Source organism: Nocardiopsis tropica (assembly GCF_042660575.1).
Taxonomy (GTDB): domain Bacteria; phylum Actinomycetota; class Actinomycetes; order Streptosporangiales; family Streptosporangiaceae; genus Nocardiopsis; species Nocardiopsis tropica.
In genome coordinates, this window is sequence record NZ_JBHSUF010000008.1 from 316,758 (window position 1) to 333,922 (window position 17,165).

The window sequence follows — 17,165 nt, forward strand, 5'->3', positions numbered from 1 at the left end:
GGGTAGCCTCCGCCCAGGGCGGGGGCGAGGTGGTGCCCGCGCGCCCGGGACACGGCACCGGGCGCGCGGGGATCAGGGGGCGTCGAGCAGGTCGGCTGCGTCGAGGATCGCCATCGCGAGCGCCCGGTCGGCGCCGGAGATGATCAGCAGCGCGGAGAGCTGCCGGGCCTGGACGGCGTCGAGGGCGAGCTGGACGGTCTTCGGCCCGACGGTCGCGGCGATGACGATCTGCGGGTCCGTCGGGGGGCCGACCCAGGGGTCGTCGCGGAGCAAGCTGACGCTCACTCCGTTGTGGGCGGCCACCTCACGGGCGTGGCGCAGGGTGGATTCGGCGGGGTGGTGGTCGTGTCGGCACCACGGAGGGCATAGGTCGGGCATCAGGCTTCCGTCGTTGGGTGTGTGGCTGAAGGGCCCGCGCGCCCCGCACGCAAGGGGATAGGTGCGGGACACACGGGAGTGTGAGAGGCATCCTCGATCAGGTCGGCGGCCCGAGCCAGCGCTGCTGCCGCGTCCGTGAGGTCATGAGTGAGGGTGAGCAGCTGGGCCAGGGCGCGCGCCTGCTGGGGCGTCAGCTTCAGCTCCGTCCCAGAGGTAGTTGTCACCATCCCCACAAGGGAGGCTCCAAGGGGGCCCTCCTCGGAGTCGACACGCTCGACGAGGACGGTGACCGGTTCGCCGTCCTCGTCGTGAACCAGACACAGATGGTGCATGTCTGAGCCGTACGCCTCATGGTCGATGCTGCACCAGGGCGGACAGATGATGTTGTCCACCAAGGCCGCATCGTCGACGTGAGCCCGGACGTCCTCCTCGCGGAAGCGGTAATGCCCTGAGGGTGTCCGGAAGAAGGGGAGCTTGTCGCGCTTGGCCCACCGGGTGACTGACGTGGGATCGACCTGGAAAATCGCGGCGACCTGGTTCGTGGAGAACAGGCGTTTGCGGGTGCTGTTGGTGTCCATGGGTTCCTTGGGGAAGGGCCGTGCACCGGCGGTTCGGACGGGCCGGTGCACGGCCGGTCTTCACGGGGCGGGCAGCGTCTCGAGTGGGGACCGCCAGATCACGGGGTGCACCCGGCAGGGGTCGTAGGGGGCGCGGCAGACACGGAGCTGTGCTCCTCGGCGCGCCCCGAACATCTCCTCGTGGTCCCCGGTGGTGCCCATGTACCGGACCTGGGCTCCGTGGGCGCGCGCCCACGTACGCAGGGCGGCCAGGTTCTCCAGCTCGCGCAGCTCGAGGACGGTCTTCATCGCCGCATCTCCTCGTCCGCCTTGCGCAGTGCCTCAGCGGCCGTGAACGCGGCCCGCGCCAGGGTCTCGAGCGCGGCGATGCGCTCGGCGCGCTGGTGGGGGCGCATCCATTCCGGGGTGAGGTCGATGTAGCACCCGGCGATGGCCAACGAGTTGACCGGCCCGGCCCCGGCCGCCTCATGCACGAGGCGGATGTCGGAGGCGGTCAGGTCGGTGATCGTGACTGCGGTCGTGGCCGTCATCGCGTCACCGCCGACAGGGCGAGGTGGATGCTGCGCACGATCGGGACGGCCCCGGTTGCGACGCTCACCCACGCGGGCGGCAGGGTCACGAGGAAGGGACGGCACCGGTTGCTGCGGCGACGCCGCGCGGAGGCGTTCACCGGTAGCTCACCGCCTCGGGCATCCGCTCGCGGACGCTGATCAGCGCGGTGATGAGCGTGTCCAGGTACGGGGCGTCCAGGGCGTCCAGCTCGGTCTGCAGGTGCAGGGTCACGCCCGGGGCGAGAGCGACCAGGGCAGCGCCGGGTGTCAGCCCGGGGGCGTCCTTGGCCCACACGACCCGGACGTCGGAGGCGTCCGGCTGGCTGATCGACACGGCCTCGACGGCGACGCTCGTGGCGACGGTGGCGGTGCTCATGCTCGCACCCCCTGCGTGTGCCAGGCGCGGACGAGGTCGGTCAGCTCGGTGTGGAGCTGGGTGGCGGCGATGTCGGTGAGGACCCCGATACCGAGGCGGCTGCGGTCGGCCCGCTGCTGGGCCTGCTGCCGTTCCCACGCGAGGTAATAGGGGCGGATCACGTGCCGGTCCGGCATCAGGGACGGGCACGTCGGCCCCGTCGGGGCTTCCCACTGGAGGAAGGTCCGGGCGGGCGGGGTCTGGGGCTTCGGCCGGCCGGGGCGCGGCTGCGCGGGCGGGCGGGCGTGGCGACCCTGCGAGGGCGGCGCAACCGCCTCGCGAAGGAGTTCCTTGAGGCGCTTCAGGTATCGCACGGGGCGACCTCCTGGGTGGACGTCGGATGGAGAGTCCGACAGGAGTAGATGAGCCTCCATCATGAATCGGCACTGTCGAAAAAGCAATGCCCGATTCGCAATGTCTGAAAAGTCAGCATCCTTGCGAGCCGGGCCGTAGGATTTCGGCACACGGAGGAGGTGGTCATGACGGAACCCAGCAGTCCCGCCAGCCCCACGGCCAGGCGCAGGCGACTGAGCGCCGAGCTGGCGGGGCTGCGCGACGCGCACCGGCAGCCGGACGGGAACAAGACGACGCCGGCCCACGTGGCAGATGCACTGGGGTGGCAGCGGTCGAAGCTGTCCAGGATCGAGAACAACCAGTGGAAGCTCCCGAGCCGCCGCGATGTCGTGGACCTGCTCGACTACTACGGCGCCACCGACCCCGCCTACCGCGACTACATGCTCGGCCTGGTGAAGGAAGGCCGGAGCAAGGCGTGGTGGACCGATGTCGAGGACCTGTACGGCTCCACGGACTACATCGGGCTGGAGGCGTCGGCCGCGAAGGTGCGCACATGGCAGTTCGTCGTCCCCGGCCTCTTCCAGACACGCGACTACGCCGCAGCCATGGTCATGGGCGCTGACATCCGCGACCCCGAAGAGGTCGAGCGGCGCTTCGAGGCACGCATGACACGCCAGCGCCTCCTGGACCGCGAGGACCCGCCCCAGGTGTGGGCCATCGTCGATGAAGCGGCCATCCGCAAGCCGGTGGGTGGCCGCGACGTTCACCGTGGCCAGCTGCAGCACCTGCTCACCCTCACCGAGGCCGAGCACCTGACGGTTCAGGTGATGCTCGATTCGGCCGGTGCCCACGCGGGCATGAGTGCGCCGTTCTCCATGCTCGAATTCGGGGCGGGCGACAGGCCCATCGTTCACCTGGAAAATCTCACTGAGAGCCTCCTGTTGGAGGACCCTGGGAAGACCGACCGGTACGCCTGGCAGTTCCAGCACATATCGGCCGCTGCCGCCTCCCCTGCGGAGACGGCTGCACATCTCCACAAAATGCTGCACGACCTCTAAGGAAAGCCGTGACCCATCTACTCCACTCCGCCGACGACTTCTCGTTCCGCAAATCGAGCTACTCCAGCCCCCAGGGTCAGGACTGCGTGGAGGCCGGTGACCTCCCCGGGGTGTCGGCCGTGCGCGACACCCAGCACCGTGAGCTGGGTGCGCTCCTGTTCGAGTCCCCCGAGTGGGCCCGCTTCCTGAGGAGCACGAAGGCCAAGTAGTCCCGACAACGGGAAGGGGCCCCACCTGCCGGTGGGGCCCCTCATCTACTCCGCCGCCAATCGTACGCGCTCCCACCGCTGTCAGCCACCTTTATGGACGTCGTCTTCAGCGCCTCTGGTGGGCGCGGTGGCCGCTCCCAAGACACTGGACCCGTTGGTCTGGGTGAACCCCCGCCGGTCTGTGACAGGGATCGTTATGGTGAGACAACCATTTCCAGGCCCTGGTCGGCATGGATGTGTCGCCAGGACCTTTGCCAACGGTGCCAACGCCATTTCGGAGGGCGGAAGTGCGCAGCCCCAACCGCCAGCTCAAGGACCTCCTCGCTGAACTCGGCTGGACCCAGCAGCAGGCCGCGACCCGGGTGGGGCGAGTCGCCAGGGAGATGGGGCACGCGTCGCTGGAGACCGTCGGCCGGTCGACCATCTCCATGTGGCTCGCCGGAGCCCACCCCCAGGACCCGGCGCCTGAAGTACTCCGCGAGGCCCTGTCTCGCGGTCTGGGGCGTCCGGTGGGGTGGGAAGAGATCGGCCTGGATGCACCCCCGGTGCCGCCTCCGGCCGCCGGATGGCAGGTCGATACCCTGGCCGCGCTGGCCGACCTGGGGAGTGGCGTGGACAGACGGGGCTTCATCGGTGCCGCGATCTACTCCGTCGCGGAGCTGACGCTGCCCGACCAGACGTGGTGGCACCAGTCCCTGGAGCGGGCCCGCTCACGCCCAACCGAGCACCGGTCCGTCTCCGACGACGACGTCGAGGCGATCCGCGAAGCCACCACGCTCTTCCAGCGCCTGGACCAGACGCGTGGGGGCGGCTACGGGGCCAGGGCCGCGACCGTGCTGCTGAACGACGAGGTCCTGCCGACGCTCCGCCGCCGCACCACGAGCGAGGCACAGCGGTGCGACCTGTTCGCCGCGGCCGGCGAGTTGGTCTACGTGCTGGGGTGGTCCAGCTTCGACGCGCACCGGCACGGCACCGCCCAGCACTACCTGCAGCTCGCCACGAAGCTGGCGGCGGAGGCCGGTGACCGTGCGCTCGTCGGCCACATCCTCCGCGCCCTCGCACACCAGGCGATGGACCTGGGCCACCACCAGCAGGCCGCAGCTCTGACCGATGCCGCCACGTCCTGCTACGACATCGCGAGCTCCCGGGAACGGGCCCTGCTCGGCGTGGTCCACGCCCGCAGCCTCGCCCGCACCGGCGACCCCAAGGGGGCGTCGCGGGCTCTCCTGCGGGCTGAGGACGACCTGAGCGACGCGACCGGCGGCGAGGACGCCGAACCCTCCCGGGTGTGGTTCTTCGGGCAGGCGAGCCTGGCGCACGAGACCGCCCGCACGCTGCAGGCCATGGGAGACCTGACCGGGGCACAGGCCGCGTTCGAGCGCAGCGTCCAGCTCAGGGAAGGCTCCTTCTCCCGCACCCACGCCGTGACCCTGGGATACCTCGGGGAGATCCAGGCGGCCCGAGGGGAGATGGACGCGGCCTGCGCCACGTGGTCGCGGGCCCTGGACGCGATGGACGGCGTCCGCTCGGGCCGGGCGCGGGCCACGGTCCAGACCATGCGCTCCACGCTCAGCACTGTCCGCCGACGCGGCATCCCGGCCGCGGACGCCGTCGACCGCAGGGCCGCCGAGATCCTCCGGGGGTAGCCTGGTCCGTCCCGGCCCCCCCGAATCAGGAGAAGACCGTGACCGTCACCCTCACCCCCATCGCCACCGTCGTCGGCGGGCGAACGGAGGTCGCCGACGACTTCTGGGGCGGCGTCCGCTCACTCATCCGCCTCAACGACGACCTGCCCCTGGACACCCTGCAGGGGTTGGAGGAGTTCTCCCACCTCGAGGTCGTGTGGCACTTCAGCCAGGGTTCGCAGGCCGACGTCCACCTCGGCTCGCGCCACCCGCGCGGGAACGAGGCGTGGCCGAAGACGGGGACGTTCGTGCACCGCAACCACCGGCGCCCCGCCCGGATCGCGATCTCACACCCGCGCCTGCTCCGGGTCGCCGGCCGCGACCTTCACGTGGAGGACCTGGACGCCGTCGACGGCACCCCCGTGTACGACATCGCGCCCTGGTTCGCCGAGTTCGGCCCTCGAGGCGAAGTGCGTCAGCCCTCGTGGCCGGGCGAGATGCTGAAGGACTACTGGACCCCGTCGACGTGACGAGGAGGGCCGCGCCCCTCAGCCCGTCCTCCGCTCCTCGAAGGTCAGCTCCTCGAGCGTCCACTCCTCGCCAGTCTCGTCGGTAGCGATGGTGCACGTATAGGAGGCGCGCACGGGGCCGGTCCCGTCTTCGTAGTCGACGGTGCCGGTCGCCTCGTACGTCCACGCGTCCGGGTCGGCGACCGTGGCCTGGCTGTCGGAGATCTCGACGGCGGCGTCCAGCTCGCGCTCGACGAACTCCTCGCACATCACCTCGGCGTCGATCACCATGCCGTCGGGGGTGGGCTCGCTGCTCCCGCAGGCGGTCGCCGCGGCGGCCAGGAGGAGGGCGGCGGCAGTCGGGATCAGGGCGCGGGAGTTCATCGCGGCTCCATCAGTCGGGGGGACGTTCTCCGCATACTGACACGGCGGCTGCTGCGACGGTAGGAGTTCTCCGGGGGTTGCGGTAGCGGACGCTCGTCGCTACTGTCTGATCCACATTCCGCCTATGCGTTTCCCGCTCAGGTCGGACGTGGATTTATGCAGGTGGCTACATCGCTCAGGCGCTTAGACCTGAAAAGCGGAAGGTCGGCGGTTCGACCCCGCCCCTAGCCACCCAGTTTGAGCAGTACCGACGCCCGGAAGCCGACAGGCTCCGGGCGTTTTTGACAGCTGCGTGACAGCAACCGGGTCATCCGAGCGCGTCCCCGAGCTTCCCCAGTGCCCGCCGCTTGTCGGCGAGCGAGGCGTGCGCGTAGATCGTCATCGTGACCCCGATGTCGCTGTGGCCCACGATCTCCCGGACCACCTGCGGCGGCACCTCCAGGTTCAGCAGCAGCGTCACGCACGTGTGCCGCAGGTCGTGGAAGCGCATCCCCTCCAGGCCCGCCGCCCGGCGCAGCGGCTCCCAGCTCCGGCGCAGGTTGTCCGGCTCCAGGGGCGTGCCCCTGCGGGAGGGGAAGACCAGCCCGTGTTCCTCCCAGTCGGGGAAGGCGTCCGAGCGTTCCGCGAACTGGCGCCGGCGGTGGTCCTTGAGCGCGTCCACGCAGAACCCGGGGAGCGGCACGGTCCGCGCCGAGCCCTCCGTCTTGGGCGGCACCAGGGACAGCTTCCCGCCCACCCGTTGCAGCGTGTGGACCACCTCCAGGCGACCCGCCTCCAGGTCGACGTCACACCAGCGCAGCCCGAGCAGTTCGCCCCGACGAAGGCCCAGGCACAGCGCCAGGACGTAGAGGGCGTGGAACCGGTCGTGCTCCGACGCCTTGAGCAGCCGCCGGGACCGGGCCACGTCCAGGCCCCGGTTCACCGCGTAGCGCGGCGGCGAGACCTTGACCAGGGACGCCACGTTGCGCGGGATCACCTCCTCACGCACGGCCGTCTGGAGGGCGTTGCGCAGGACGGCGTGGATGGACTGCACCATGCGCGCGGAGAGCCTGTGTTCGCAGCATTGGGGTTGGGGGAGTGCGCAGCAGCGGGGTTCGTCCCGCGCGGCGTCGATGCCGTTGCGGCAGCACTGGCACAGTTGCCGAAGAGTCGTGACGAAGGTCCGCACGTCCCGAGCGGTGAGCTTGGCCAGCCGCTTCTTTCCCAGACTGGGGACGAGGTAGCGACGGATGACACCCTCGTAGCCCTGCACGGTCTTGGGGCGGCGCTCGGCCCGCACGACGTGTTCCAGCCAGTAGGCCAGGTACTCGGCCACCGTCCAGTTCTCTGAGGCGACGGGGATGCCCCGGTCGGAGTCGGCCAGGAGCTTGTTCAACTTCGCTCGGGCGTCGGCCTGGTCGCGGCCATAGCCCTGTACGCGCTTGTACGTGCCGTCAGTGGCCAACACGTATCCAGCGAAGGCCCAACGGCCGTCCTTGCGCTTCCAGATGCTTCCCTCGCCGTTGGCCCGCCGACGACTCTTGCGACGGTTGTTGTTGCTCTCAGAAGCGCTCACGCCGCGTCCTCCAGGGCTTCCAGGCACTCGGGGAGCGCGGCGACGGGGACCAGGCGGCGACGCCCGATCTTGACCGTGCGGAGGGTGCGGGAACGGATGAGGTTGTAGACCATCCAGCGGCTCACGCGCAGACGCTCGGCGGCCTCTTCGACGGTCAGGAGGAGTTCGGTCATGATCACGCTGCTTCCTGCTCAGGGGTTGCCGAATGTTCGGGAGTTCGAGCGGCGTCGAGTTGGGCGCGGCGTTTTAGCGCTTCGCCCACGGCTCGGAGGAGGCGTTGTTCGCGGGGAGCGACGTCCGGGTCGGTGGGACGTGCCAGCTCCCAGGCGAAGGAGCCCGAGGCGACCGACAGCAGTGAGGGACGTGGGTTGTCCTCGTCGCCCTGGCCGTCGTCGGTGGGGTCGACACCGAGGGCGTCCAGGACCCAGGCCAGCCGGTCCGCCTTGTGATCAGCGAGGGTCTTGCCCGACCACTTCCGGGAGACCAGAACGCGGCGGCCCGCGTAGCCCAAGTACTCACGTCGGTGCGCTTTGGACCGGCAGAACCCGGGACGCATCCCCGCCTTGGCGTTCTCCGGCTGGATGCCGTAGCGGAGCCAGTTCGAGCACCGGGACGAGCACGGCTCGAAGCGCAACGCGTCCAGGAGCCGGTCCACGTGCTGTTCCTGGCGACCCGTCTCGGCGGCATGGCAGTCAGCGATGTCCTTCGTCAGGTACTTGGCCAGGTAACGGACACACCGGTCAGCATCAGCGGAGCCCGCGACCACTCCCTTGGCATCCACCTGGCGCCCGAACCGCGCCACGTGATGGGGTTCGGCATCGGGGTCCTCATCCAGGGCGTCCAACGCCTCGTCCCACGTAGGCAGTACCTCGCCCGTGGTGGGGTCGAGGAAGGTCCCCGCGGATTCGTCCCACACCGGCAGGTGCTGACCCTCGAAGCGGACCGTGTCGGCATTCGGCCACCACACCTGGTGATACGTCGCGGCGGCGATCTGGCGCAGCTCCGCCCGGGGAATGGTGCCGCGTGTGGCCATGTGCAAGTGCGGAGCCAGACGCCGTTGCGGTTCCACTGCCGCGAAGTACTGCACATCGAAGCCCGCGACCCGCCGGAGGTTCTGCACGAACCGGTCCACCAGCTTGGAGAAGTGCAGCGCGTCCCGAGCCGCCCGCCGGTAGTCATACGTCGCAAAGTCGACCGGGGTCCCGTCCGAACGCACCCGCCCGTACGAGTCGAGCGTCAGCGTGATGAACAGCGAGGGCCGGAACACCTTGCCCGAGGTCGGATCGGTGAACGCGCGTCCGACCGTCTTACGCGTCATCGGCCGCTTGGGAAGGTCCGGGACGTCCTGTCGGCGCTTGGTCGAGCGCACCCGACGCGACCCCGACGACGAGGAATCGGCCGAACGGGTCACCGATCCCCGCAGCCCCGATGCGGTGATCTCCTCGTCCAGGTCAGCGATCACGGCGTCCAGCCGTGCCAGGTCCTCAGCCGACGCGGCACCCGTGGAGGCGAGCCGGTTCCGTTCGGCGGTCACCATGGCCCGCTGTTCCACCCACCCGCGCTGTTCCTCGGAGGGCGGATCCGGCTGCACCACGGGTTCCTCGGCCAGGTGCCAGCCCTCTTCGCACTGCGTCCGCCGCAGCGACCTCTTCCGCTTTGCACAAGCCGGACAGCGGGATTCCAGCGTGGACCCGCACGGGACGTCAATCACCTCGGTGGCACCGGTCGTGATGTCGGTGCGTCGGAGGGACACCGGCCGGATGCACACACCGTGATCGGCGGCGACCTGTTCGGCGACCTCACGGGCCAGAGGTTGCGCCAGCCGTTCAGCCCGAGTGCTCTTCCCAGTAGGGGTAGGCATCAGACCACCTCTGCCCCGTGGTCAGCGACCATGGCCGCGATGTCGTCATCGGAGACGTAAGAGGCCCGCACTCGCACCGGGGCCGGCGAGCCCTCCATCCGCACGTAGGCCACACCGGGAAGCGTGGGGTCGATCAGGTGCGCCTCAGCGCCGCGTTCCCGGGCACCCTCACCGAGGACCATGTCCACCTGCGATGCCTCGTCCAGCCGAAGGGCGACCTTGTCGGGGAAGAGGTTGCGCAGGTTCATGACCTCCTTACGGGGGTCCTGGAGAGCGGCCAGGACGGCGAAGCCGACCGAACGTCCCTGCGAGGTCAGAGTGGCGATGGCGTTCTCAGCGCGTCGCCGCACGTCACGGTCAGGGTGGTAGGCGGTCAGGAACGCGACCTCGTCCAGGAGCACGACTATGAACGGGTCATCGGTCGTGGGCACGTGAGAGCGCTGCTTGCCCGCGTAGCGCTGTGCCCGTTCCTGCATGTCGGCCACTGCCCGTTCGAGCAGGACGACGGCGGACTCTCCGTCGTCGGCGTACTGGGCGAACAGGTCCTGTCCGTAGGCGAGTTCCATTCGCTTGGGGTCGATCGCCCACACCTGTGCCGTCCCGTCAGCCAACGTGGGGAGCATGGCCCGGACCGCCGACCAGATCACCGAGCCCTTCCCGGCCCCGGTCACACCGACCACCAGGACGTGCGTGCCATGGAGCCTGAGCAACCAGGGCGAGCCGTCCTCACGCCGTCCCACGGGAAGGGCGTCGAGTTCTACGTGGTGGGTCATCGGGAAAGCGTCGAGGGGTTCGGCCAGGGTGTCGCGCCGAGGGAACTCCAAGGTGATGTCACGGGGTCCGTTCGCGATCACCCGGCAGGAGGGGGCGGCGAACCCGTGCGCCAGTTCGGTCACCCGGTGTTCGAAGTCGGCCGGAGCGGTGCCCGTGACGAGGGAGACCCGGACGCGGTCGGCCCAGGTGTCGCAGGTGACGCGACGAATGCGAGGCAGGTAGCGGCGTTCCTGGTAGGACTCGGCCAGCCCGGAGATCACCAGCACGGGTTGCCAGTGCCGCCGGTAGACGAACACGTGCCGCCACCAGGCGAGCATGCGCAGGGTGACCCAGGTCCGGTAGGAGTCGGGCCAGGTGCGCCACCACACCAGCGAGGTTACAGCGGCAGTGGCCCAGAGTCCGGCCAGACCCGGCCAGCCCAGCCACCACCACGCGGCGAACGACACGGTCACGGTGGCGACGAGGACGGGGAACCGGAACGGCAGCGCGACCAGGAACCGGGTCAGCCGCCAGATCCAGGAGGCCAGCACGACGATGCCCGGGGTTTCCACGATCGGCGTCGTGAACCGCACCCCCTGGGCGGGAGTGGGGAGCGTCGGAGAGGTCTGGGCAGCGCCCACCTTGGGCTGACGCAGCATCACACCTCACCGCCGTTCACGGTGTCGATCTCTGCCAGGAGCCGGTCACGGGCCACCCGGGCCCGAGAAGCGGCGCGGCCCGCTTCGGGGTTGTCGTCCCGCTCGGCGATGGCGGCGAACACGCGCGCCTTGAAGTCGAAGAACGCCGCACGCTCGGCCGTGGTCGTGCGCGGCTTGTCGAACTCTGCGAGGAAGGCCCGGACGAGCTGCGAGCCGGTCAGCGTGGACACGTCGGGTCGGTTTTCGGACATACTGAGGACACCTCTTCTGAAAGTTGGGAAGCTTCCGGGAGGGTTGTAGGGGCGGCTAGGTGTTGGAGCACCAGGCCGCCCCGTCTCATGTCATGCGGCGTTCAGGCCGCATCCTTGGCGGGGGCGCGACGACCGCCCGCAGCACCACCGGGAGCCTTCACGCCACGAGCCCGCAACGAGTACGCCACCCGGGGACGGCGGCCGTTGTCGTCGATGTAGGGCATGACCGCCATCGCCTCGAACTCGATCGGCCGGAACGGCAGCCCCGGAACCTCGTCGGGCAAGGTCGGGCAGACCTCGGCGGCGACCTTGACCTTCACCGACTTGGCCTTGCCCCGCGCCTCGGGGTCGGCGTCGATCACGTCCACCGCCCACAGCGGCAGACCGGTCTCCTTGTCCATCTGCGGACGCTTGGTCTCGAAGTCGGTGATCGCCTCCACGCCCAGTGCGAACGCACCGTGCGGGAACACCGTGCCGAAGGACACCGGCAACGCACCCTGGATAGCCATGCGGACTCCTCACCACGCCTGTTGGCGCAAACGAAAGTGTGTGGTCGGCCGCACCCCTCCACAGCAGGAAGGATCGTGCGACCTACCACACACTAATCCGCACTTTTTGTTTTGTCTAGTACATGAAGTACTAGCTAGCACTCAGAGTGCGCCTACCCTTCGAGCCAGGCCGGTCAGCGCTGTTCCGGCAGGGTCCTGGATCGCCAGGAGGTCACCGACGACCTGTCGCACGATCGGGTGCGAGTGAACCTGTTCAGGCGTGATCCGCTCGGCCTCCTCCAGCGTGGCCACGGCCGCGTCGGCGTTGCGGCGTTGGAGCTGGGCGCGTGCCACGTCGATGAGGAACCGGCCCCGGCGCTCCGGGGACAGGATGGACACGTCCACCTCGTCAGCCGCCCGCAGGGCCACGCCCGCGTCGCCTAGGTCCACGGCCACGGACACCTCGTGCAGGCCCACGTTCGCCGGACCGAACTCAGTGTTGAAGTCGTTGCGCTCTCCGCCGATGGCGTTCGCGATGCGCTTGGCCTCGGCCACGTGCCGATAGGCGATCGTGGCCTTGTTGCCGCGTGCGGCGGCGACCGCCCGTTGCAGGGTCAGTGCGCCATAGACGGACATCGCTTCGGGGTTGCCCTCCTCCACCAGGCCGCCCAGCGCCTCACACGCGGTCTGCGCGGTGGCCTCCACCTGGTCGTAGTGGCGAGCACCCTGGAAGGTCAGGCACAGGCGGAACTCACCAGCCGCCATGAGGAGCGGGTCTTCCGCCCGCTCGGCCGCAGTGATCGCGCGGTCGGCGGCGATCCAGGCCGCTTCGTACTCGCCCAGGCGGGACAGCGTGGACGAGCAGGCCCGGTAGGCGGCGTTGAGGAGCCGGAACAGCTCCAGGCGTTCGCCGTTGGGGACCGAACGCGCGGCCGACTCCAGGTCGGGGATCAGCGATTCCAGGATCTCGGTCAGCTCCATGTAGGCGCTGGCGTGCGTCAGCTCCCAGGCACGATCGACCCGCCGGCGGAGGTCGTCCATGTCGACCGTCGCGGGGTTGCGGCGCAGCAGCGCGGCCAGGGCGTGCGACCCGCTCAGGATCAACCGCAGGCGGCTACTGCCCGGAGGTTCCTCGTTGGAGGCGGCGACGATGGGAGCCTCGGCAGCCAGCTCGGACACGGGAATGTCCAGGACCTCGGCCAGCTTTTCGAGGACCACCATGCGGTCGACCTTGCGCACCCCGCGTTCGACCTGGGACACCCAGGTCTCGGAACGTCCGACGAGTCCGGCGAACTCGCGTTGGGACAGGCCGCGCTGTTTGCGGTGCTTGGCCACCTTGCGGCCCAGCGCCTTCTGGTAGTCGGTGCTCACTCCTGCACACCCTTGGCATCCATCAGGTCGAGGAAGTCCACGTCCACCGAGGCCAGGAACGCGCCGCGAGCATCCAGGAACCGCTTCACGTGCGGCTGTTCCTCGTGCACCTCGAAGGCGGCGCGGTCGGCGTACAGCTCGTAGAAGATCCGCTCCAGCGGCTTGCCCTCCACCGTGTGGACCGCGTACACGAGCGTCCCCGGTTCGCTCTGGCGGATGTGCGGGAGCGTCTCCGCCACCAGGGCGTCGAAGCCGTCGGCAGCAGCCTCGTCCTTGAGCGTGAACCGCACAGACAGTCCGAACATGGGGCACTCTCCCTCACTTCGACTACAAGACCCGTACTTATTGTGCGCGCAAACCAGTGCGCTACACACGCATTCAATGTACGGTAGCCGTACTAATAGTACTAGTCATGCAGCTCAGTGTCCGCCCCCGCGCTCAGAGCACGAGGTGAAACCCCATGTCCCTCCATGCAGACAGGCCCCAGCACACCGTGACCATCCATCACGGGTGGTTCTACGGTCGTCCCGACCAGGTTGCCGCCGTACGCGCGTTCGTCGCCGACCGTCTGGGCGACTGCCCGGTCGTGGACGACGCGGTACTACTCACGAGCGAGCTGGCGACCAATGCCGTCCAGCACACCCCGTCCAACCTCCCCGGGGCGGGGTTCGGCGTCCTCATCGAGCACGAGCACGGCCACAGTGTGCGCGTCACTGTCCACGACGGCGGTTCGTATTTCGACGCCCCATATGTGGCGCAACCCGAACCCGACGCCGAACACGGTCGCGGCCTGTTCCTCGTTGACGCTCTGGCTACCTCATGGGGCAGCCACGCCACCCTTTCCGGCCGCAAGACCTGGTTCTTGCTGAAAGGCTAGCTTTCCTTGCAAGAGTCAATGGGTCGCTTTCTAGTAAACCCAGTCGCTTGGGTTCGTTATGTCTATGCTGATCGCTGACTGTATGGGTGCCGATCTGGCATAGATCATATTGAATAGGTCAAGATCCATTTGATCTTCAAAAATTCGCCCTTCGCTGCAATCCAAGAAGGGTCCAGTGATAAATTCTTCAAGGCGCCATCCCTTGAAGGTGCCTGGATTTTCATCGCTTTCCTGGATGGCGGTTTCAATATCTCCCAGGGAGGGGGGTCGTGCGCTGCTCTGCGCCGACAGGAGGGATCTGACTGAACTGGCTGGAGTAATTTTGCACCCGAGATCGTACTCGGGCAAGCTGACCTCTGATAGGGCAGGGTAAGAGATCTCCCAAGGGCTGCGCACGGGGTTGTAGAGCAGGTAAAAAACGGGAATCCTACTATGTGATTCAAACTCTTCTATCCTTGCGTATTGATCCTTATTTGGGTTTAGTTCGTTATATTTTGAATCGTTGTCAAAAATGAACTTTCGAGGGCTTGGCGCGGGAGTTGGCAGTTCTGCCGAAACCTTCGTTTCTTTGACTTCTCTGGTATAGAGCTTTTTTGATTGGAGAAGTGCTACTTTGGTTCGGGCTATTCTTTGGTTGTGGTCAAGAAAGCGTAGAACGACTCCGATGTCCGCAATCTCCCATCGGCCTTGCCAGTGGCGGCCTTTGGCCATGGAGTTGGCATCGATTGTCACTTTCCACATTGATGGTGATGTGTAGGTTGATTGTTGGCCACGGAGGGAATCAATCAATGCGTAGTCCAGGCTCGGTTCTTCGATCGCATGTTGCCTGCTTAGATTCCTCGTTGCAGATTCGTTGCAGATGGCAAATTTCCCATAGATCCAAGTTTTAACGTCTGCAGGTATGTGAATTTTCCCTGACATGGAGGCTACTTCCTTGCCGAGTTGGGCTGTATGGGATCAAGCGCCGTCGCAGCGGCCCTCGGCCGCCGCTCGGGCTGCGGGCTGCCGCCCGGTCCCGAGCGCACGGCCGTTGGCCGTGCGCTACATGGCCGTTCGGGCCATGGTGATGCAGGCCATACCCGTTACGCTCAGTGTTGAGTGCCAACGGTTGATGACGTGCTCAGATCCCGAGGCACCCGATAGCGGAGTGCGACTGTCTGGGGTGGCCCGCCCCGGCGCTATCGGGCACCTCGGCACGGAGGCGTGGTGACCGGCGTCCTGTGGTTAATCGAGCGATGGCGGGGGAGGAGCGCGTGTGCGGCACCCCTGTGGCGGGCGGTCTGTGGCTCCGTCTGGGCGGGCGGGGAGGGCCGTGGTCTGACAGCAGCGGTGACAGCAACGACGGCAACCGGGGCTGGACTCACCCGGACCCACGCGGATATCCACCCCGCAGGCCAGCACGGCCACTCCGTCTTTACCCCGCCTGAAAAGCGGAAGGTCGGCGGTTCGACCCCGCCCCTAGCCACTTCCAGCAGACATGCACAAAGGCCCCGCCACCTGCGTATACAGGTGGCGGGGCCTTTTGGTGCGTCGGTGGTTGTCGGTGGACGGCGGCGTGTCCCGGTGAGTGGCCACCGCCAATGCGCGGCCGCGTCCGAACGCCTGCTCGCCCTGCTTCATGCCGACGGGCGGTGCGGTCGACGAACCTCGGTGCGTGGCGCAGGACGTCGGGAGGCGTAGTGAAGGTTCCCACGGAGCTGGCCGGCGCCCAGGTCACGAGAACGGCCTTCGACCACCAGGTCAGAATCACCTTCACCGGCCACGGCCCCGACGGCCGGATCCGCCTGGACGGGGAACTCGTCATCGAAACCGTGTTGTCCATGACGGACCCGGGCGGTGGCCGGGTCGTCCTGACTCCGGGGGCCGGCACCTCTCCGGCGCCGCTGCTCGGCCTGTTCGCCAAGACCGTCGCCGAGGTCGAGGTCACCGGGTGCGGCACCCTGTGCGTCGACTTCGACGACGGCACGGGGCTGAGGGTCGACCCGGACCCGGATTACGAGTCGTGGAGTCTCACCGGCTTCGGGTTCGACTCCGTTCTGGTGGGCCCGGGCGGGGAAGTCGGCTGGCAACGCTGATCAGCGGTGGCCCGGGGGCGTCGGTGCGCCTCCTCGCTCTGCTCCGCCGTCGGTCGTCGGGGGACCGTGTCGCTCACCACACGCGGCGGCTCTCGGACCGCGCAGGCACAGGTCACAGGGTTCCGGGACCGCGCTCCCCGACCGGCCGGGGGCCGGTTTCCCTCCACCGCTGTTGACCGTGCCCCGACGGCATGGTCTGCAATGGCAGGCACCGGCACGGGAGGCACCGTGCCGGAGCGAGGAGGGAGGGCCGGCCATGGCGTGGAGCACCCGTCAGCTCGCCGAGCTCGCCGGAACCACGGTGAAGGCCGTGCGGCACTACCACGAGCTCGGCCTGCTGGACCAGCCAGAACGCGCCGCCAACGGCTACAAGCGCTACGGGGTCGAGCACCTGGTGGTCCTGCTGCGCATCCGGCGGCTGGCCGGCTTCGGCCTGTCGCTGGCTCAGATCGCCGATATGGAGCGCACCGGGGAGCCCCCGGCGGAGGCCCTCCGCCTGCTGGACGCGGAGCTGGCGGAAGCGGTGGAGCGGCTCCGGCGGATCCGCGCCGAGCTGGCGGACATCCTGGCGCGGCGCCTGCCCCCGGAACTGCCCGCCGAACTGGCCCCGGTCGCCGGGCGGCTCTCCCACGAGGACCGTTCGCTGGCCCTGGTGATGACGCGGGTCTACACCCCCGAGGCGGCGGAGGCCTACATCGAGTTGCTACGGGACATCGAGCCCCATCCCGTCGACGAGGTCTTCATGAATCTGCCGGCGGACGCGGACGAACGGGCACGGCGCGGCGCGGCCGAGCAGATGCTCCCCCTGGTCCGCGGCGTGCTCGCCGACTACCCCGCCCTGGACCGGTCCGGGCTCCCCCCGGCGGACGCGGCCCGGACCGGCGAGGTGGTCACCGCGATGATGCGCGTCCTGTGCAACCCCGCCCAGCTCGACGTCCTGAAGCGCGTCGGGGACCGGCTCGCGGAGGAGCGCGAGCCGCCCCGGGGCACCTGGCCGGACACACGACCCGCCGGCGCAGACAGCCGTGAGGAAGACGAGGAACCCGCACCATGACGACCACCCGACCCGACACCCCGCCCCCGGAGCCCCCGGCCCCCGCCGCGACCTCGGCGGGCTCGACCCCGGTCTCGGAGCGGGCTCTGGCCCCGGACCTGGCCCGGGGCATGATGCTGCTGTTGATCGCGCTGGCCCACGTGCCGTGGTTCCTCTACGACGCCCCCGCCGGCCTGGCCATGCTCCACCCCGACCAGGGCAACCTCGCCGACCGGATCGC

General features: G+C 68.7%; 23 protein-coding genes and 1 pseudogene. 8 read left to right on the forward strand and 16 right to left on the reverse strand.

Going from position 1 to position 17,165, the window contains the following annotated elements; translation table 11 throughout:
• Nucleotides 1-72: 72 nt before the first annotated feature.
• From ACFQBR_RS15710 to ACFQBR_RS15735, 6 genes are all read right to left on the reverse strand, one after another.
• On the reverse strand, nucleotides 73-378 hold the full coding sequence (locus ACFQBR_RS15710) for a hypothetical protein (RefSeq protein ID WP_344176997.1): 306 nt from the start codon (nucleotides 376-378) through the stop codon (nucleotides 73-75).
• Nucleotides 378-956 (reverse strand): helix-turn-helix domain-containing protein, encoded by a 579-nt coding sequence (locus ACFQBR_RS15715; protein ID WP_344176999.1) that lies wholly within the window; start codon nucleotides 954-956, stop codon nucleotides 378-380. The genes ACFQBR_RS15710 and ACFQBR_RS15715 overlap by 1 nt, the downstream gene beginning before the upstream one ends.
• 60 nt (nucleotides 957-1,016) lie before the next feature.
• Nucleotides 1,017-1,244, reverse strand: coding sequence for a hypothetical protein (locus ACFQBR_RS15720; protein ID WP_344177002.1), 228 nt, complete (start codon nucleotides 1,242-1,244; stop codon nucleotides 1,017-1,019).
• A complete protein-coding gene (locus tag ACFQBR_RS15725) occupies nucleotides 1,241-1,486 on the reverse strand; it encodes a hypothetical protein (RefSeq protein WP_344177004.1) in 246 nt (81 codons plus the stop codon). Before ACFQBR_RS15725 ends, ACFQBR_RS15720 begins: the two co-directional genes overlap by 4 nt.
• A 136-nt stretch (nucleotides 1,487-1,622) precedes the next feature.
• Nucleotides 1,623-1,883, reverse strand: coding sequence for a hypothetical protein (locus tag ACFQBR_RS15730; RefSeq protein WP_344177006.1), 261 nt, complete (start codon nucleotides 1,881-1,883; stop codon nucleotides 1,623-1,625).
• Nucleotides 1,880-2,236: a hypothetical protein gene (locus tag ACFQBR_RS15735; RefSeq protein WP_344177008.1), complete on the reverse strand. Its 357-nt coding sequence runs from the start codon at nucleotides 2,234-2,236 to the stop codon at nucleotides 1,880-1,882. Before ACFQBR_RS15735 ends, ACFQBR_RS15730 begins: the two co-directional genes overlap by 4 nt.
• 165 nt (nucleotides 2,237-2,401) lie before the next feature.
• Here ACFQBR_RS15735 and ACFQBR_RS15740 point away from each other — a divergent pair, with 165 nt between their 5' ends.
• The 4 genes from ACFQBR_RS15740 to ACFQBR_RS15755 all read left to right on the forward strand — a co-directional run bounded on the left by ACFQBR_RS15740 (nucleotide 2,402) and on the right by ACFQBR_RS15755 (nucleotide 5,638).
• The gene (locus ACFQBR_RS15740; RefSeq protein WP_344177010.1) at nucleotides 2,402-3,274 is read left to right on the forward strand and encodes a helix-turn-helix domain-containing protein; all 873 of its coding nucleotides are present in this window, start codon (nucleotides 2,402-2,404) and stop codon (nucleotides 3,272-3,274) included.
• Between the two features lie 8 nt (nucleotides 3,275-3,282).
• Nucleotides 3,283-3,483, forward strand: a complete 201-nt coding sequence (locus ACFQBR_RS15745) for a DUF397 domain-containing protein (RefSeq protein ID WP_344177012.1) — start codon at nucleotides 3,283-3,285, stop codon at nucleotides 3,481-3,483.
• Between the two features lie 287 nt (nucleotides 3,484-3,770).
• Nucleotides 3,771-5,129, forward strand: a complete 1,359-nt coding sequence (locus ACFQBR_RS15750) for a helix-turn-helix transcriptional regulator (protein WP_344177014.1) — start codon at nucleotides 3,771-3,773, stop codon at nucleotides 5,127-5,129.
• Between the two features lie 38 nt (nucleotides 5,130-5,167).
• Entirely contained in the window at nucleotides 5,168-5,638 is a 471-nt protein-coding gene (locus ACFQBR_RS15755) for a TrmO family methyltransferase domain-containing protein (protein WP_344177017.1), read from the forward strand.
• Between the two features lie 18 nt (nucleotides 5,639-5,656).
• On the opposite strand, the gene ACFQBR_RS15760 is transcribed toward ACFQBR_RS15755, so the two are convergent.
• The 9 genes from ACFQBR_RS15760 to ACFQBR_RS15800 form a co-directional block, all read right to left on the reverse strand.
• Nucleotides 5,657-6,001 (reverse strand): hypothetical protein, encoded by a 345-nt coding sequence (locus ACFQBR_RS15760; protein ID WP_344177019.1) that lies wholly within the window; start codon nucleotides 5,999-6,001, stop codon nucleotides 5,657-5,659.
• A gap of 307 nt (nucleotides 6,002-6,308) precedes the next feature.
• On the reverse strand, nucleotides 6,309-7,556 hold the full coding sequence (locus tag ACFQBR_RS15765) for a tyrosine-type recombinase/integrase (RefSeq protein WP_344177021.1): 1,248 nt from the start codon (nucleotides 7,554-7,556) through the stop codon (nucleotides 6,309-6,311).
• Nucleotides 7,553-7,729 (reverse strand): helix-turn-helix domain-containing protein, encoded by a 177-nt coding sequence (locus ACFQBR_RS15770; protein WP_083926642.1) that lies wholly within the window; start codon nucleotides 7,727-7,729, stop codon nucleotides 7,553-7,555. The genes ACFQBR_RS15765 and ACFQBR_RS15770 overlap by 4 nt, the downstream gene beginning before the upstream one ends.
• Nucleotides 7,730-7,731: 2 nt before the next feature.
• Entirely contained in the window at nucleotides 7,732-9,417 is a 1,686-nt protein-coding gene (locus ACFQBR_RS15775) for a replication initiator (RefSeq protein WP_344177024.1), read from the reverse strand.
• A complete protein-coding gene (locus ACFQBR_RS15780; RefSeq protein WP_344177026.1) occupies nucleotides 9,417-10,829 on the reverse strand; it encodes an FtsK/SpoIIIE domain-containing protein in 1,413 nt (470 codons plus the stop codon). Before ACFQBR_RS15780 ends, ACFQBR_RS15775 begins: the two co-directional genes overlap by 1 nt.
• Nucleotides 10,829-11,080 carry a hypothetical protein gene (locus ACFQBR_RS15785; protein WP_304453106.1) on the reverse strand — a complete coding sequence of 84 codons (252 nt, stop codon included), beginning with the start codon at nucleotides 11,078-11,080 and terminating at the stop codon, nucleotides 10,829-10,831. The genes ACFQBR_RS15780 and ACFQBR_RS15785 overlap by 1 nt, the downstream gene beginning before the upstream one ends.
• A 101-nt stretch (nucleotides 11,081-11,181) precedes the next feature.
• Nucleotides 11,182-11,589 (reverse strand): plasmid replication, integration and excision activator, encoded by a 408-nt coding sequence (locus tag ACFQBR_RS15790; protein ID WP_344177028.1) that lies wholly within the window; start codon nucleotides 11,587-11,589, stop codon nucleotides 11,182-11,184.
• Nucleotides 11,590-11,730: 141 nt separating this feature from the next.
• On the reverse strand, nucleotides 11,731-12,939 hold the full coding sequence (locus tag ACFQBR_RS15795) for a helix-turn-helix domain-containing protein (RefSeq protein WP_344177030.1): 1,209 nt from the start codon (nucleotides 12,937-12,939) through the stop codon (nucleotides 11,731-11,733).
• Nucleotides 12,936-13,244, reverse strand: coding sequence for a putative quinol monooxygenase (locus ACFQBR_RS15800; protein ID WP_344177032.1), 309 nt, complete (start codon nucleotides 13,242-13,244; stop codon nucleotides 12,936-12,938). The genes ACFQBR_RS15795 and ACFQBR_RS15800 overlap by 4 nt, the downstream gene beginning before the upstream one ends.
• Nucleotides 13,245-13,399: 155 nt before the next feature.
• Here ACFQBR_RS15800 and ACFQBR_RS15805 point away from each other — a divergent pair, with 155 nt between their 5' ends.
• Entirely contained in the window at nucleotides 13,400-13,816 is a 417-nt protein-coding gene (locus ACFQBR_RS15805; RefSeq protein WP_344177034.1) for an ATP-binding protein, read from the forward strand.
• Nucleotides 13,817-13,846: 30 nt separating this feature from the next.
• Here the strand turns inward: ACFQBR_RS15805 and ACFQBR_RS15810 are convergent, their stop codons facing one another.
• A complete protein-coding gene (locus ACFQBR_RS15810; RefSeq protein WP_344177036.1) occupies nucleotides 13,847-14,737 on the reverse strand; it encodes a hypothetical protein in 891 nt (296 codons plus the stop codon).
• Between the two features lie 758 nt (nucleotides 14,738-15,495).
• Here ACFQBR_RS15810 and ACFQBR_RS15815 point away from each other — a divergent pair.
• The 3 genes and pseudogenes from ACFQBR_RS15815 to ACFQBR_RS15825 all read left to right on the forward strand — a co-directional run.
• Nucleotides 15,496-15,891, forward strand: coding sequence for a DUF6188 family protein (locus tag ACFQBR_RS15815; protein WP_344177038.1), 396 nt, complete (start codon nucleotides 15,496-15,498; stop codon nucleotides 15,889-15,891).
• 256 nt (nucleotides 15,892-16,147) lie between these two features.
• On the forward strand, nucleotides 16,148-16,945 hold the full coding sequence (locus ACFQBR_RS15820) for a MerR family transcriptional regulator (protein WP_344177040.1): 798 nt from the start codon (nucleotides 16,148-16,150) through the stop codon (nucleotides 16,943-16,945).
• A pseudogene (locus ACFQBR_RS15825) lies at nucleotides 16,942-17,165 on the forward strand (DUF418 domain-containing protein); the annotation flags it as partial. The gene ACFQBR_RS15820 and the pseudogene ACFQBR_RS15825, both read left to right, overlap by 4 nt.

Excerpts from the sequence above, each read along its gene's own strand:
- ACFQBR_RS15725 (WP_344177004.1), bottom strand. The coding sequence starts at position 1,486 with ATGACGGCCACGACCGCAGTCACGATCACCGACCTGACCGCCTCCGAC.
- ACFQBR_RS15820 (WP_344177040.1), top strand. The coding sequence starts at position 16,148 with ATGGCGTGGAGCACCCGTCAGCTCGCCGAGCTCGCCGGAACCACGGTG.
- ACFQBR_RS15775 (WP_344177024.1), bottom strand. The coding sequence starts at position 9,417 with ATGCCTACCCCTACTGGGAAGAGCACTCGGGCTGAACGGCTGGCGCAA.
- ACFQBR_RS15790 (WP_344177028.1), bottom strand. The coding sequence starts at position 11,589 with ATGGCTATCCAGGGTGCGTTGCCGGTGTCCTTCGGCACGGTGTTCCCG.
- ACFQBR_RS15720 (WP_344177002.1), bottom strand. The coding sequence starts at position 1,244 with ATGAAGACCGTCCTCGAGCTGCGCGAGCTGGAGAACCTGGCCGCCCTG.
- ACFQBR_RS15805 (WP_344177034.1), top strand. The coding sequence starts at position 13,400 with ATGTCCCTCCATGCAGACAGGCCCCAGCACACCGTGACCATCCATCAC.
- ACFQBR_RS15715 (WP_344176999.1), bottom strand. The coding sequence starts at position 956 with ATGGACACCAACAGCACCCGCAAACGCCTGTTCTCCACGAACCAGGTC.
- ACFQBR_RS15740 (WP_344177010.1), top strand. The coding sequence starts at position 2,402 with ATGACGGAACCCAGCAGTCCCGCCAGCCCCACGGCCAGGCGCAGGCGA.
- ACFQBR_RS15785 (WP_304453106.1), bottom strand. The coding sequence starts at position 11,080 with ATGTCCGAAAACCGACCCGACGTGTCCACGCTGACCGGCTCGCAGCTC.
- ACFQBR_RS15760 (WP_344177019.1), bottom strand. The coding sequence starts at position 6,001 with ATGAACTCCCGCGCCCTGATCCCGACTGCCGCCGCCCTCCTCCTGGCC.
- ACFQBR_RS15710 (WP_344176997.1), bottom strand. The coding sequence starts at position 378 with ATGCCCGACCTATGCCCTCCGTGGTGCCGACACGACCACCACCCCGCC.
- ACFQBR_RS15770 (WP_083926642.1), bottom strand. The coding sequence starts at position 7,729 with ATGACCGAACTCCTCCTGACCGTCGAAGAGGCCGCCGAGCGTCTGCGC.
- ACFQBR_RS15810 (WP_344177036.1), bottom strand. The coding sequence starts at position 14,737 with ATGTCAGGGAAAATTCACATACCTGCAGACGTTAAAACTTGGATCTAT.
- ACFQBR_RS15800 (WP_344177032.1), bottom strand. The coding sequence starts at position 13,244 with ATGTTCGGACTGTCTGTGCGGTTCACGCTCAAGGACGAGGCTGCTGCC.
- ACFQBR_RS15780 (WP_344177026.1), bottom strand. The coding sequence starts at position 10,829 with ATGCTGCGTCAGCCCAAGGTGGGCGCTGCCCAGACCTCTCCGACGCTC.
- ACFQBR_RS15730 (WP_344177006.1), bottom strand. The coding sequence starts at position 1,883 with ATGAGCACCGCCACCGTCGCCACGAGCGTCGCCGTCGAGGCCGTGTCG.